Source organism: Paraburkholderia sp. MM5482-R2, assembly GCF_050436125.1.
GTDB classification, from domain to species: domain Bacteria; phylum Pseudomonadota; class Gammaproteobacteria; order Burkholderiales; family Burkholderiaceae; genus Paraburkholderia; species Paraburkholderia tuberum.
In genome coordinates this window covers 858,360-872,342 of sequence record NZ_JBNDLP010000003.1, presented here as the reverse complement: position 1 = coordinate 872,342, position 13,983 = coordinate 858,360, and the positions used below count along the sequence as shown (strand labels likewise).

The window sequence follows — 13,983 nt, the reverse complement described above, 5'->3', positions numbered from 1 at the left end:
GAGCCCACATTGATAGTGTGTCGCACCGGTCAGCTTCTTGGCCCAGCCCCCACGCTACACCGACGAGCACAGCCACTGCAAGCATGCAAGAATCGAAGCATCGCTCCCCAGGCGCCACGGCTCCCGATCTGGCCACTGATGCGGACATCCGGGAACGACACCAAGGGCTGCGTGGCGCATCAGCGCGTCGCCGCCCTGCGGAAATCGGACGGCGTCACGCCGGTCGCCTTCTTGAATGCGGTGCTGAAGTGCTGAGCGTGGCTAAAGCGGCTCTGGTGCAAATAGGCGGTCTGGACGAGATTTTTGTTATAGAAAGGATACCTCATCAAGCAGACAGGACGGCCTCCCAAACTGCGGGCGCAGCGGTATCTTTGAGGCCGAGCTTCGCGAGGATGAATTGGCCCTTGCGAATACGATGGACCAACTCAATACCTGAGAGAGTAATCGCTGCATTCCTGAAAAGTTAGAAGCCGAGCATGACTTTCGTCCGGGACTTGATGTTGCGGTGGTCCTGCTCGACCAGATTATTGAGATATTTCGAGGATCGGACCTTTGTGTCCTCAGGCAGCAAGCCATCGGCCTTCATCTCGCGCACGGCGCGGTGCGAGGCTGCATAACCATCAAGCGTGATGGTCTTCGGTGGCTGGCCTTGATGTTCGATTGCCTTCCTGAAAAAGGCTTTTGCCGCCTTCACGTCGCGCCTGGCGCTGAGCATGAAGTCTACTGTCTGGCCCACCCGATCCACCGCTCGATAAAGATAGACCCACTTGCCGCGCAGCTTGAGGTAAGTCTCGTCGACACGCCACGACTGCCCGGTGGGCCTGCCAAAGCGGTTCCACCGTTTCACGAACTCCGGCGCGAAGCGCCGCACCCAGCGCAGGATCGTCGTGTGCGCCAGCGACAGACCCCGTTCCGCCATCATCTCGACCAGATCGCGCAGGCTAAGCTTGTAGCGCAGGTACCAGCGAACACACAGAATGATCACATCGCGGTCAAAGTGACGGCCTGCGAACAGTTCGTCAAGGCTCTTCAGCTTGCTCATCGTCGGTTCTCAATTCGTTCAGCCTGACACCTTAACCGATTCGCCCCCGCGCTATTTGCACCGGAGCCGTCTTTGCAAGCTTACCGACGATCAAGCGCAGCGGACTTTTCCGTCAAGCCATGATCCGGATACAGTCGGGTTTCGCGGGTCGGCCGGTTCAGGGTCCGTCAAGTAGACCGACGACCGGCTCACGTCAGAAGTCAGAAGAAATGCATGATGCCGAGCCGCAGGATCAACTGATGCGCGTTGTCGGACGGTGTCAGCGTCAAAATCGATGCGACCGCCGGTTGGTTCGTCGAATCGGTGCCGTTTGCGATCACATACGTAGCGAGTACGTATAGATCCGTCCGTTTCGACTGGAGGTAGTGCGCGGCCGCGTTGAACTGGTTGTAATGCGCGGGTGGCTTGCCGTCAATCGCGCCTCCAGTCAGAAAGTCGTATGCGCCGGTCAACGCGATGTCGGGTCTCGGCAAATAGCGCACGTACGCGGCATAGCTGTTGAATATCGCGGTGCCGTGATATCCGAGCGGATTCGTGAGCGACAGCGTGCCCGAGTTCGGATCGCCAAGATCGCCGAACCGCACGTTCGAATAGTTCGCGCCGACAACGAATCTGCTGGTGCCATACTGCGCGCCTGCTCCGATCACCTCATACGTGCTGGCGGAGGCAAAGCCGCTGTACACGGGGTTCGACTGAATTCCTGTTACCGCGCCGACGTTGTTGCCGGTCGGCGAACTCAACGTATTGTTGCCGAAGAACGACTGGTTCGGGTTGTGCACCTTGAGCCAGGCCGCCGCGACCTTGTAGGGTCCCGCTCCATACGAGGCGCCGAACGAATAGATGCTGTTACGCGTGACCGATCCCGCGACGCCGCCGAAACTGTACATGCCGCTGACGGTGAGGCCGCGCCAGGAGGGGCTCGTGTATTTGACCGCATTGTTGGTGCGATAGGTGTCCGCGAAATTGTCGATGTCGTTGCCGTGTGCCGTGAAGGTGCCGCCGCCGCCCACGGCTGCTGCTGAAAGCGGCCGCAGGAAATCGACCATCGAGTCGTACTGGCGGCCGAGCGTCACCGAGCCGTAGGGGGTCGTCATGCCGACATAGGCCTGGCGGCCGAAGAACGTGCCGCCTTCCTGCAGCTTGCCGGTGCCGATATCGAAGCCGGTCTCGAGTCTGAAGACCGCCTTGTAGCCGCCGCCGAGATCCTCCGAGCCGAGAAAGCCGAGCTGGTTGCCGGCCATTACGGTACTGCTCGTCGTCCACTGCGTCTTGCCGACGCGTGCGCCCGCTGCGTTCAACGCCTGCGCATTACTGATGTAGTTGAGGCCCTGATCGAGGATCCCGTAGATCGTCACCGACGATTGGGCGAGCGCCGCGTGCGGCAACATGCTGGTGCATACGTATCCCCCCAGACATGCTGCGCGGGATAACAGCTTCTTCATTGTCGTCTCCGGTTGTTCTATGTACGATTAACTCGTACTACGAAATATTCATGCTGCGTGAAGGTTCTTTTCAGGAAGCTGTCTTCAGGTCACGAATCCAAGTGCTTTGCGGACGCGCTTGCGTGCACCGGCCCCAGGCCACCTGCGCCGAGCGAAGCGGGCGCTTGCGCGGGATCGCTTTCGAGGCTCACCCCTTTCATTTCCGGCAGCAGGAACACGCCTACCACGAAGGTCACCGCGACTATCACGACCGGATACCAGAGCCCCGCGTAGATGTCGCCGCGCGCGGCGACGATGGCGAACGCCGTTGCCGGCAGGAAGCCCCCGAACCAGCCATTGCCGATGTTGTACGGCAGCGAGACGGCGGTGTAGCGAATACGCGTCGGGAACATTTCGGCGAGCACGGCAGCGACCGGGCCATATGTAGCGGTAATGAGCAGGCCCAGCGCAACCAGGATCACGAGCGTCATCGGCCAGTTGATCTGCGCGGGATCGGCGCGTTGCGGATAGCCGGCTTGCGCCAGCGCCTGGCGGAGCGCGGCGCTAAAGCGTGCTTCGTCGGCCCTGGCGCCCGCATCCGTCGCCCGATAGCCGGGCACCTCGGCGTCGCCCACGCGCACCGACGCGACCGTGCCGGCAGGCGCGGGCGTGTTCGTATAGCTGAGGCCGGCTTTCGCGAGCGCCTGCTTGGCGACGTCGCACGACGTGACGAAGTGCGCGGTGCCGGTTGGGTTGAACTGGAACGAGCAGTCCGCCGGATCGGCGACGACCTGAATCGGCGCGCGCTCGAGCGCGGCTTCGAGCGCAGGATTCACGAAGTGCGTGAGCCCTTTGAAGAGCGGGAAATATGCGCACGCCGCCACCAGCAGACCGGTCATGATGACCGGCTTGCGGCCGATGCGGTCGGACAGCGCGCCGAAGCCGATAAAAAACGGTGTGCAGATGATCAGCGCAACGCCGATCAGCACGTTAGCCGTCATGAGGTCGACCTTCAGCGTCTGCGTGAGAAAGAACAGCGCGTAGAACTGGCCGGTATAGAGCACAACGGCCTGGCCGGCGACCAGCCCGAACAGCGCGATCAGCGCGAGCCGCAGATTGCGCCACTGGCCGAATGCCTCGGTCAGTGGCGCGCGCGAACCACGATTCTGCGCCTTCATGCGGATGAATACCGGTGACTCATGCAACTTCAGGCGAATCCATACGGATGCCGCGAGCAGGATCGCGGAACTGAGAAACGGCACGCGCCAGCCCCAGTCGGCGAACGCGGCATCGCCGACCGCGAAGCGCACGCCGAGTATCACGATCAGCGACAGCAGCAGGCTGAGTGTGGCGGGTGTCTGGATCCAGGCGGTCCATGCGCCACGTTTCGCATTCGGCGCGTGTTCGGCCACGTAAGTGGCCGCCCCGCTGTATTCGCCGCCGAGCGACAGCCCCTGCAGCAGACGCAACGCGATGAAGAGGATGGGCGCGGCGATGCCGATCTGGCTGAAGTTCGGCAGCAGGCCGATGACGAACGTCGAGAAGCCCATCACCGAAATCGTGAACAGGAAGGTATATTTGCGTCCGACCTTGTCGCCGATCCGGCCGAACACGATCGAGCCGAGCGGCCGCACCGCGAAACCGGCCGCGAAGCTGAGCAAAGTGAACACGAAGGCGGCGGCGGGATTGACGCCGGCAAAGAACTGCTTGCTGATGATCGTCGCGAGCGAGCCGGCCAGATAGAAGTCGTATGCCTCGAATACCGCGCCAAGCGACGACGCGAACAGAACGCGCCGGTCGTCGCGCGTCATCCGCGTGACGACCGTCTGGTTGTCAGTCATATTCGTCTCCGTGTGGCCGTCTCGTGGACGGCGTCGTTATCGTTCGTGAAACGGCAAACAGCGGGTGCGCGTCGGCGGAAAGCCTCAGCCCTTGTGGCGACGCGCTATCGGTGCAACGCCGGACGACAGCAATTGATCGATGTCGCGCGCCGAGTAGCCCACATCGCGCAGCACGCTTTCGGTATGAGCGGCGAAGGGCGGCGGCACGCTGCGCACCGAGCCCGGCGTGCGCGACAGCTTCACGGGAATGCCGACGCCGCGATAGTCCGGCAGCTCGACTACCATGTCGCGCGCTTGCGTTTGCGCATGCGTGAGCACGTCCGCGACCGACTGGATACGCGATGCGGACACGCCCGCTTCGCTCAGACGTCCACAGAGCCGCGTACTTTCGAACGTGCACAGAATGGGTTCAAGTGTCGAGCGCAGCGCGGCGCGATTCGTCACGCGTAGCGGGTTCGTCGCGAAGCGCGCATCGTCGATCAGTTCGCGATGGCCGATCACGTCGCAGAAGCGCCGGAAGGCCCCATCGTTGACGACGCCGATGAACACCTCGCAGTCGGCGGCGGAAAACGTGTCGTACGGCGAGATATTGGGATGTGCGTTGCCGGTCAGCATCGGCGTCGCGCCGGACGCGAACCAGTTGGCCGGATGCGGATGCAGCAGACTCAGCGCAGTTTCGAACAGCGACGTATCGACCAGTTGCCCCTGCCCCGAACGCTGCCGCTCGGCGACCGCCAACAGGATGCCGATCACCGAGGACAGGCCCACCGCGGTATCGACGATCGGGATGCCGATGCGTGTTGCGCCCGATGCCGCGTGGCCGTTCACGCTCATCAGCCCGCAGAACGCCTGCAGGACTGCGTCGTAGCCGGGCATCGACGCGAGCGGACCGCTCGCGCCGAAGCCGGAGATGCGGCAATAGATCAGCTTCGGAAAGCGCGCCGCGAGCGTCTCGTGATAGTCGAGGCCCCACTTTTGCATCGTGCCGGGCAGGAAGTTCTCGATCAGCACGTCGGCGTCGGCGAGCAGACGCAGCAACACTTCGCGACCGGCCGCATTCGCGAGGTCGAGTGCGATGGCGCGCTTGTTGCGATTCAAACCGTGAAAATACGCGGCGCTGTCGCCGACGAACGGCGGACCCAGCTCGCGGGTCTCGTCGCCTTGCGGCGGTTCGACCTTTAGCACGTCTGCGCCGTGATCGGCAAGTATTTGCGCCGCATACGGACCGGCGAGCACGCGCGACAGATCGACGACCTTCAACCCGTGCAACGCCCCCCGTGGAGAACGGCCTGATGCATGCGGCGCGTCCGACGAATCGCTCATCCAATGTCTCCTGTTTCGATGTCCGAAAGGGGCCGTCGTGCCCGGCCTTTCGATGCCGCCACGCGACTGCGGAAGCCGTCAGCCGCGCGACGGCAACTCGACCACACCGCCGCCCAGAACCGACAGCTCGTTGTCCTGGTTGCGCGCTTCCTGCTCGATCTCGACCAGATGGCGGCCGTTCTCGACGTACTTGCGCAGCACCTTGCCGGTGATGAACAGCATGTCGCCGGCAGGATTGTGGCGGCGGATCTTGCAGTGCGCGCGCCGCAGGAAGCCGTCGTCACCCATCCAGTTCGTCATATGATGCGTGAGCCACGAGCAGCGCTCGGGACCGTAGTCGTACGCGCCCGGCGCACCGACGCGCAGCGCAAACTCCTCTTCCCAGTGCACGCGTTCCGGGCAATCGGGAATGCCGAATCGGTTCTTGATGCCCGCGCCTGGATGCGCGTCGACCAGTTGCCAGGCGAGCTTGTTCGCACGGATATACAGACCGCCCCAGCCCTGGGCATACGCGATGAAGCCGGTCACCGTCATGGGTCCCTTCAGCATCACCGGCAATTGCTCGCCCTCGGCGACGTCTTCCCAGTGGCGCTTTTGCGTGCCGCGCACCGGTTCGTTCCGATAGAGCTCGTACGCTTCGGCCAGTTCGCGCTCGGAGTACAGGCGCGGTGCGCGCGACTTGACCTCGGCATACTTCGTGCCTTTTTCGCGCGCATGATCGCGCTCGGTGCGGAAACACCAGCTATCCGCGTCGGCGACCGGATCGCCATGCTGGTTGTAGAAATCGACGTGATAGATCTGCTGGATCGCGCGGCCCGCGAAGCGTGTGTCGTGTTCGATCAGATCCTTCAGATGCGCTTCGGTGGAGATGGTGTCGTTGCGATGGACCGTCTTGTGCCAGTTCCAGTCGGCGCCCGACCACATCGCGTGCACGCCGGGCAGACCACCCACGTAGCCGGAGATGATGCGGCTCGTCGTGAACAGGAAGCTCGGCAACGCGATCAGACCGCCGTATTGCGTCTGCGCTGCGTATTCGGGCTCGCACCACAGCGGGTTGTCGTCGCCAATACCGTGCGCGTAGTGGCGAATGTTGTCGCGCGTGGCTTCGTAGCACCACGGCTCGACCGTCGGTCCAACCTTCACGCCGATGCGCCGCTTGAGGTCTTCAAGACCCTGCTCGGTGATTTTGGGGAACATCAGCTGATCTTCGGCCATGCGTCTTCTCCTGATTAGCGAAGTGTGTCTACGTGTTGTCGGGTGGTGTGTGGTGTTGTTTCCTGTTTTCTTATGCGGCGTTGGCTGCGGTTTGCCGCGCGCGTTCGCGCAGCACCTTGCGATTGATCTTGCCCGCCGGATTGCGCGGCAACTCGTCGACGTATTCGACGATGCGCGGATATTCGTGCTGGCTCAGCTTTTGTCGGACGCAATCCTGAATTTCGCGTGTGAAGTTATCGTCGCCGTCGCGCTGTGCGACAACCAGCACCTTGACTACATGCCCGCGCAACGGATCAGGTGCGCCGATTGCAGCCGCCTCGCGTACATCGGGATGCTTGAGGACCGCGTCTTCGACTTCGACCGCGCTGATGGTCCAGCCGGCCGAGATGATCACGTCGTCGGCTCGGCCGAGGTGATAGAAGTAGCCATCGGCGTCGACGCGGCCGAGATCCTTGGTCGGAATCCACGCGCCGCGCCGCCATACGGCGAGTTCGCCGGTCACGTCGGGCGCGCAAGGCGCACCGTCCGCGTCCTGCACTTCGACGCGCACGCCGGGGACTGCCTTGCCGAGCGAGCCGGGCCGCACTGCGAAATCGGGGGCGCCCGGATAACTGACCAGGATCACGCCGATTTCGGTCGTGCCGTACATGCTGCACACCATGCAGCCGAACGTGCGTTGCACGAATTCCATCGTGTCGCTGTCGATCGGCTCGCCGGTGAACGACAGCTTCGAGAGCGCATAGTCGTATTGATGCGCGACGCCGGAGTTGCGGATCATCCGATAGTGCGTCGCGGCGGCCGACATATTGTCGAAGCGGTGCTCGGACAGCGCGCGCAACAGCCGCTCGGCAGCGAACTTGCCCGAGTACGCGCCGATCGTCGTGCCGAGCGCGAGCGGTGCGAGCGTGCCGTGCCACAGTCCGTGTCCCCACGCCGGCGACGACGGGCAGAAGAACGCTTCGCCGGGCCGCACGCCGGTCCCGTAGAGCGCTGCGCGAAGCACCATAACGAGCGCGCGGTGCGTATGGCGTACCGCATCGGGCAATTCGCGCGTGGTGCCGGACGTGTACTGGAAGATCGCGAGATCGTCACTACCCGAGGAGCAGTCGAAGCTGTCGGGATAGTGCGCGAGAGATTGCAGCCAGGTGTCGTCGGCGACTACCGTCGAAAGGCCCGGCAGCGACGCCGCCACGGGTGCCTTCTGCTCATTCGTGAAGAGCATGCGCGCTTTGCAGTCTTCGACGCGCAGCTTCAGACCGTCTGGGCCGAACAGCGTGAAAAGCGGCACGGCGATCGCGCCCACCTTTAGGATTCCGAAAAGACACGCATAAAAAGCAAGCGATGGATCGAGCATAACGCCAATGCGGTCGCCCGGCTGGACACCCTGGTCTCGCAGATAATGCGCGACATGCGAAGAAGTGTGTGAAAGCTCGGCGAAACTGAGAATTTCGTCGCGCCCATCCGCATGAGCGACGATGACGGCGGTGCGGTCGCTTGCCGCGTGGCGGTCTACGCATTCGTGCGCGATGTTGAGCCGCGAAGCGTCGCCGTCCACCAGATCCCACAGCTTGTCGACGCTGAAATGCTGCTGCGCATCGGCATAAGAGGTGTATGCCGTCAACTTGGTCATCTGCGTTGTCTCCGGTTCGTCGTGTAGTTCGTTAGAGACACTTTAGAAAGCTCGCGAAGTTTTGTCAAATACGTTATGCTTTTGTATATAGACAAAAACGGAAGGAGAAAAACGATGGATGGTCTAAGCCCCTCCCGCGACGAGACCGGGAAAGCCGACGGTCCGCGCGTGCGGCCGGTGCCGGCGGTCAGCCGCGCGATCGCGATCCTGCGGCTGCTCGGTGAAAGCGACGAGCCGCTTGGCGTCAAGGCAGTCGCCGATCAGTTGGAGATGGTGCCAAGCACCGCGTTGCACATCCTGCGGGTGCTGGTCGACGAAGAACTCGTCAAGGTGGACCGCGCAACCAAGCGCTATGCGATCGGCGCCGGCATGCTGGCGCTCGCGCGTAGTGCGCTGAAGAGCGGCGGCTTCAGCCAGCTTGCGCAGCCGCATCTGGACGAACTCGCGTCGCGCTACGGCGTACGCACGATGGGCGTCGAGGCGAGCGGACTTCGGCACATGGTGGTGAAGGCGTTGTCCCGGTACGAGCTGTCGATCAGTCTGCATGTCGAGCTGGGCAGCCGGTTCCCCGCGCTGATTAGCGCGACGGGTCGCTGCGTCGCTGCGTTCGGCGGCTACAGCGAGGCTGAACTCGAAGCGGGCTTCGCAGCGCTGCACTGGCAGAATGCGCCTTCACTGGACAGCTGGATGAAAGACATCGAAGCGACGCGCGAGCGTGGCTATGGCGTCGATCGCGGCAACTACATCGCGGGCGTCACGGTGGTCGCAGCGCCGGTGCTCAACCCGGCGGGACGCATGGCATATGGACTCGCGGCGGTCGGCATCGCGACACAGCTAAATGCGGACTGTGTCGCCGAACTCGGCCACGACCTGCGCGAGGCGGCGGCGGACATCGCGTCATCGATCGTTGAGAGAAGCGCATGAGTGAGGCGGCCGATACGCACCAACTGCTGATCGACGCCGGCTGGCGCAAGCATGCCCGGCGCGGCTTCATGGGGCTCGTCGGGCCGTTGTGGAGCCGGTGCGAAGCGGATCGCTACGTGTTCGGCGTGCTCGTCACGCACGAGCACGTGAATCCGGCTGGCATGATCCACGGCGGCATGATCACGTGCCTGCTCGATCAGTCGGTCAGCACTGCGGCGTGGGAAGCAACTGAGCGGCAACCGTGCGTGACGGTGCAACTCGACACGCATTTCGTCGCGGCCGTGCGGCCCGGTGCATTCATCGAGGCGCGATCGCGTATCGTGCGGCAGACCGGCACGCTGTTGTTCGTGCAAGCGGAATTGAGGGTCGCGTCGGTGATCGTCGCGACCGGCGTCGCAACGATGAAGGTGATGCGGGCCCTGCAAAAGGGACCCAACGAAGGCAATCATCCTCCGACGTAATCCGGTGCATCCTGCGGCAAGCGCTATGCTAGCTGCCGGACGGACTGTGTTGCGCAGGCTGCTTGCCCCCTGAACGCGATCCGGTTCGACGTCCAGGAGAAGCGGCTGATGAAGCTCCGGCTCAGCATCAACGCGGACGCGGGGAAGAGAAGCAGCCACTCGGGAGCTGATTGTCACTGTCTCTTTATGGCCCAGATTGTGTCAAAACGCATTTTGGAGCGCTAAAATTTGCCATCCGATAGCGAAGGATGAGCAAGATGAAACGTGACCTTGCCCCCGTTTGACGAATCCCATAGCTGGGGGAATTATGCGGCTTCGCCTTACTGAGTCGCGAACCAGTTCTTCTCGAATGTCATGGGGCTGACGTAGTCGAGCGTTGAGTGTAACCGGCGTGCGTTGTACAAGCCGTCAACACAACGCCCATATCAGCGAATCAAAGGAGGTTCTCTACCGCTGGCATCCGTGGTACGGGCACACGGTATGGATTTTCACCACGATAGAGAGGAAGAACGCCGAGTCAGTGTTGCGCTGTGGGCGAGAGCCGTTCGACACGGCAGGCTTGCTGGAGGTGCCGCAATGGATGTTCGATCCCGTTGCCTGCTGTCGCATTACCTCGGCAACGTCTCCCGCCGTCAGCTGTGAAGCATTGAGGGAACTGAAGTACCTGCTGGCGCAGGCGCCTGCTGCCAAGCCGCGCGGTATGGTACAAGCCGAGCACCATCCTTTGCTCCGTACAGGAGGTGCTGATGCGACGCCAGACAAACCCCCAACCGGGCGGTCAACTCGACCTGTTCCGTCCCTTTCCGAAGACACCACAATGGGCGCGCCTGCCGCAGGAGGTCCGGCAGCAGACGGTGCGTTTGCTGGCGCAACTGCTGCGGCAACACCGTCGCGGGCTGCTCGCCGCCGTACACGAGCCGGAGGTGCGCGATGAGTGACAAGATTCGGGCGCAGCATCTGGCGCGCAAGGCCATGCTGTACGTGCGCCAGTCGTCGGCCTATCAGGTCAGCCACAATCTGGAGAGCCAGAAGCTGCAGTATGCGATGCAGGATCGTCTGCATCAGTTGGGCTGGAACGAGATCGAGGTGATCGACGAGGATCTGGGACGCTCTGCGGCCGGAACGCAAACGCGCACGGGCTTCGAACGGATGGTCGCAGAGGTCTGTCTTGGGCACGTCGGCGCAGTTGCCGCTCGCGAGGTTTCACGATTCGCGCGCAACAGTCGCGAGTGGCAGCAACTGGTTGAGGTGTGCCGCGTCGTCGACACGGTGCTCGTCGATCAGGAGACCGTCTACTCACCACGGCAGAGCAACGATCGTTTGCTGCTCGGCTTGAAGGGCAGCCTGAACGAATACGAGCTGGATCTCTTGCGTCAGCGTTCGCTCGAAGCTCGTCGGGAGAAGGCCAAACGGGGCGAACTCATTGTCGCGGCGCCGGTGGGTTACTGCAAGACCGAAGACCAGCGCCTGGAGAAGGATCCGGATTTGCGCGTGCAGGACGCCATCCGCTCGGTATTCCGCCAGTTCGGCGCGATTGGTTCGGTGCGTCAGACGTTGTTATGGTTCCTGGAGCACGGCCTGCAGTTGCCGGCATGCATGCCGCGCGGCGAAATCCAATGGAAACGGCCGAGCTACGGCACGGTGTACCGGATCCTGACCAACCCGATCTACGGTGGCACGTATGCCTACGGCAAGACCGAATGCGCGATCCATTACGAGGCTGGGGAACCACGCAAACGTGATCGCCGCAAACCACGGGATCAGTGGCTTGCGCTCATTCCGAATGCCCACGAAGGGTACGTTGACTGGGACGAATTCGAACGGATCCAGTGTGCCATTAGCGGCAACCTGCGTCTGGCCGGACACGCTGGCGCCCCGAAGAACGGTGAGGCCCTGCTGGCGGGACTGTTGCGCTGCAGGCGCTGCGCGAGCAAGCTGACGCTACACTACACGGGTAACAGGCACGACGCCTTGCGCTATAGCTGTCATCGCGGCTGGATGGACAAGGAGCAACCGCGTTGTATTGCGTTCGGTGGCACACGCGCGGACGCGGCCATCGCCGAGGCGGTCTTGCAGGTCGTTCAACCGGCGGCAATTGAGGCAGCAATCGTGGCGCGCGAAGAAGAGACCCTGAAGCAGGACGAAGTGCTGGCCGCGTTGCAGCGGGATCTTCAGGCTGCACGCTACGCCGCGCAACGCGCGCAGAAACAGTACGATGCTGCTGACCCCGAGAACCGGCTTGTCGCCGACGAACTGGAGCGGCGCTGGAATCATGCGCTACTACGCGTAGAGGAACTGGAATCGCGTATCGAGCAACAGTCGGGCACATCCGGCCAGATACCGCCTACCCAGCCAGAGGAGTTTGCCGATCTTGCCACTGCATTGGAATCGATCTGGCCGCAGGCCGACGCCCGCCTGAAGAAGCGCATAGTGCGCACCCTGATCCACGAAGTCGTCGTTGACGTTGACGACGCAACGAGCGAAATCGTGCTCGTCATTCACTGGAAGGGCGGAGTACATACCGAGATTCGCGTGCCGCGGCGGCGCCGCGGAGAGAACACTACGCATACGTCACGTGAAGCAATTGATGCCGTGCGCCAGCTTGTCCGTATCTGTCCGGATCTGGTGATCGCCGGCGTACTCAATCGCAATGACCTGCGAACCGGCCGGGGTAACTTCTGGACCCAGGAGCGAGTCACCGCGTTGCGCAGCCACCATCAGATCCCGGTCTATTCGAGCGAACGACGTGCTGCTGAAGGATGGATGACGTTGACCGAGGCATCGGCGTTCATCGGTGTGAGCCCCGGAACGCTCAGGCTCGCAGTTGAGCGCAACAAGATCCCCGCCGAACATCCGTTACCCAACGGGCCATGGATCTTCAATCGCAATTCGCTTACCGGGGACGCAGTTACCGAACTCGTCGGACGGGCTCGCGCACGGCGTGGACACCCCACAATACCAACGACACAACAGGGCTCTCTAGATTTATCAACAACATAGCGAGGTTGGGCAGTATGAAACGCACTTGTAAAAGCCCAGCCAGTCAATCACCTCATCCATTGCGGCACGCCGGGTGGCGAAGTGTCGTCCATGCATGCGCGCCACCTTCAGCGAACCCCAGAGACTTTCCGTCGGCGCATTATCCCAACAATCACCGCGTCGGCTCATCGACGAACGCATGCCGTAGGCCTTCAACGTATCCTGAAACAGGCCGCTGCAATACTGGCTACCCCGGTCGCTGTGCACGGTAACGCCGGCTTGAGGGCGGCGCCGGAACCACGCCATGCGCAATGCGTCCGTGACCAGTTCAGCCTTCATGTGCGGTTGCATCGACCAGCCCACTACCTGCCGGCTGAACAGATCGATGATAACCGCGAGGTACACCCAGCCTTCGGCTGTCGCCAGATAGGTAATATCGCTCGTCCAGACCTGGTTCGGTGCAGTTGCAGTGAAGTCGCGCGCCAGCAGATTGGGCGCCACCGGCAAATCGTGGTTCGAGTTTGTCGTCGCGATGTACTTGCGCTTGTGGCGGGCTCGAACGCCATGCTGCGCCATCAGCTTGCGGACCCGCTCCTTGCCCGCGCGCACGCCATGCGCGAGCAGTTCCTTCCACATGCGAGGCCAGCCGTATTCGCCCTTGACCTGCGTGTGAATCGCCTTGATGTGCGTGAGAAGTGCGTCGTTGCTCACGCGGCTTCGGTGCGGCTTGTGCTGCGCGGCGCGTTGCCGGCGCTGATGATATCCGCTGGGACTGACTTCCAGCACTTCGCATAGCACCGAGACCGGCCAGTGGCGTCGATTGCGCTCAATGAATGCGTACTTCACATCGACTCCTTGGCAAAGTACGCGGCGGCTTTTTTTAAAATATCTCGCTCCATCTTCAGGCGAGCCACTTCGGCACGCAGCCGCGCCAGCTCCATCTGTTCCGGGCTCACAGGCTTCGTGCCTGCTCCCGCAAGCTTGCCTTCCCGGTCAGCCTTCACCCAGTTGTACAGCGTCTGTTCAACCACACCCAGTGTCGCCGCCACCGCCGCCATGCTTTGCCCGGCCTTGACCAGCCGCACCGCTTCCAGCTTGAATTCGAGCGTGTACTGCGCTCGCTTTGCCTTACCTGTCATCGTTCTTC

At 62.4% G+C, this 13,983-nt stretch carries 9 protein-coding genes and 3 pseudogenes; 4 read left to right on the top strand and 8 right to left on the bottom strand.

Features of this window, described 5'->3' with window-relative positions; all coding sequences use genetic code 11:
• Positions 1-179 precede the first annotated feature (179 nt).
• The 7 genes and pseudogenes from OKW37_RS26150 to OKW37_RS26120 all read right to left on the bottom strand — a co-directional run bounded on the left by OKW37_RS26150 (position 180) and on the right by OKW37_RS26120 (position 8,472).
• On the bottom strand, positions 180-326 hold the full coding sequence (locus OKW37_RS26150; protein WP_429404286.1) for an AraC family transcriptional regulator: 147 nt from the start codon (positions 324-326) through the stop codon (positions 180-182).
• A pseudogene (locus OKW37_RS26145) lies at positions 326-1,033 on the bottom strand (IS6 family transposase). Before OKW37_RS26145 ends, OKW37_RS26150 begins: the two are co-directional and overlap by 1 nt.
• A gap of 209 nt (positions 1,034-1,242) precedes the next feature.
• Positions 1,243-2,484 (bottom strand): porin, encoded by a 1,242-nt coding sequence (locus OKW37_RS26140; protein ID WP_429402642.1) that lies wholly within the window; start codon positions 2,482-2,484, stop codon positions 1,243-1,245.
• A gap of 176 nt (positions 2,485-2,660) precedes the next feature.
• Positions 2,661-4,274, bottom strand: a pseudogene (locus OKW37_RS26135) (MFS transporter); the annotation flags it as partial.
• Positions 4,275-4,388: 114 nt separating this feature from the next.
• A complete protein-coding gene (locus tag OKW37_RS26130; protein ID WP_429402641.1) occupies positions 4,389-5,627 on the bottom strand; it encodes a CaiB/BaiF CoA transferase family protein in 1,239 nt (412 codons plus the stop codon).
• 78 nt (positions 5,628-5,705) lie between these two features.
• On the bottom strand, positions 5,706-6,842 hold the full coding sequence (locus OKW37_RS26125; RefSeq protein ID WP_429402640.1) for an FAS1-like dehydratase domain-containing protein: 1,137 nt from the start codon (positions 6,840-6,842) through the stop codon (positions 5,706-5,708).
• A gap of 70 nt (positions 6,843-6,912) precedes the next feature.
• The gene (locus tag OKW37_RS26120; protein WP_429402639.1) at positions 6,913-8,472 is read right to left on the bottom strand and encodes an acyl-CoA synthetase; all 1,560 of its coding nucleotides are present in this window, start codon (positions 8,470-8,472) and stop codon (positions 6,913-6,915) included.
• A 114-nt stretch (positions 8,473-8,586) separates the two neighbouring features.
• On the opposite strand from OKW37_RS26120, the gene OKW37_RS26115 reads away from it, so the two are divergent.
• From OKW37_RS26115 to OKW37_RS26100, 4 genes are all read left to right on the top strand, one after another.
• Positions 8,587-9,396: an IclR family transcriptional regulator gene (locus OKW37_RS26115; RefSeq protein WP_429402638.1), complete on the top strand. Its 810-nt coding sequence runs from the start codon at positions 8,587-8,589 to the stop codon at positions 9,394-9,396.
• Positions 9,393-9,857, top strand: a complete 465-nt coding sequence (locus OKW37_RS26110) for a PaaI family thioesterase (protein ID WP_429402637.1) — start codon at positions 9,393-9,395, stop codon at positions 9,855-9,857. Before OKW37_RS26115 ends, OKW37_RS26110 begins: the two co-directional genes overlap by 4 nt.
• Before the next feature lie 746 nt (positions 9,858-10,603).
• Complete coding sequence (locus tag OKW37_RS26105) at positions 10,604-10,795, top strand: hypothetical protein (protein WP_429401213.1); 192 nt, start codon at positions 10,604-10,606, stop codon at positions 10,793-10,795.
• Entirely contained in the window at positions 10,788-12,857 is a 2,070-nt protein-coding gene (locus tag OKW37_RS26100; protein ID WP_429402636.1) for a recombinase family protein, read from the top strand. Before OKW37_RS26105 ends, OKW37_RS26100 begins: the two co-directional genes overlap by 8 nt.
• Before the next feature lie 27 nt (positions 12,858-12,884).
• Here OKW37_RS26100 and OKW37_RS26095 read toward each other — a convergent pair.
• Positions 12,885-13,975: pseudogene (locus OKW37_RS26095) on the bottom strand (IS3 family transposase); the annotation flags it as partial.
• Positions 13,976-13,983 lie beyond the last annotated feature (8 nt).

Bases quoted from the DNA above. Each gene is read 5' to 3' on its own strand.
- OKW37_RS26150 (WP_429404286.1), bottom strand. From the start codon at position 326: ATGAGGTATCCTTTCTATAACAAAAATCTCGTCCAGACCGCCTATTTG.
- OKW37_RS26140 (WP_429402642.1), bottom strand. From the start codon at position 2,484: ATGAAGAAGCTGTTATCCCGCGCAGCATGTCTGGGGGGATACGTATGC.
- OKW37_RS26130 (WP_429402641.1), bottom strand. From the start codon at position 5,627: ATGAGCGATTCGTCGGACGCGCCGCATGCATCAGGCCGTTCTCCACGG.
- OKW37_RS26125 (WP_429402640.1), bottom strand. From the start codon at position 6,842: ATGGCCGAAGATCAGCTGATGTTCCCCAAAATCACCGAGCAGGGTCTT.
- OKW37_RS26120 (WP_429402639.1), bottom strand. From the start codon at position 8,472: ATGACCAAGTTGACGGCATACACCTCTTATGCCGATGCGCAGCAGCAT.
- OKW37_RS26115 (WP_429402638.1), top strand. From the start codon at position 8,587: ATGGATGGTCTAAGCCCCTCCCGCGACGAGACCGGGAAAGCCGACGGT.
- OKW37_RS26110 (WP_429402637.1), top strand. From the start codon at position 9,393: ATGAGTGAGGCGGCCGATACGCACCAACTGCTGATCGACGCCGGCTGG.
- OKW37_RS26105 (WP_429401213.1), top strand. From the start codon at position 10,604: ATGCGACGCCAGACAAACCCCCAACCGGGCGGTCAACTCGACCTGTTC.
- OKW37_RS26100 (WP_429402636.1), top strand. From the start codon at position 10,788: ATGAGTGACAAGATTCGGGCGCAGCATCTGGCGCGCAAGGCCATGCTG.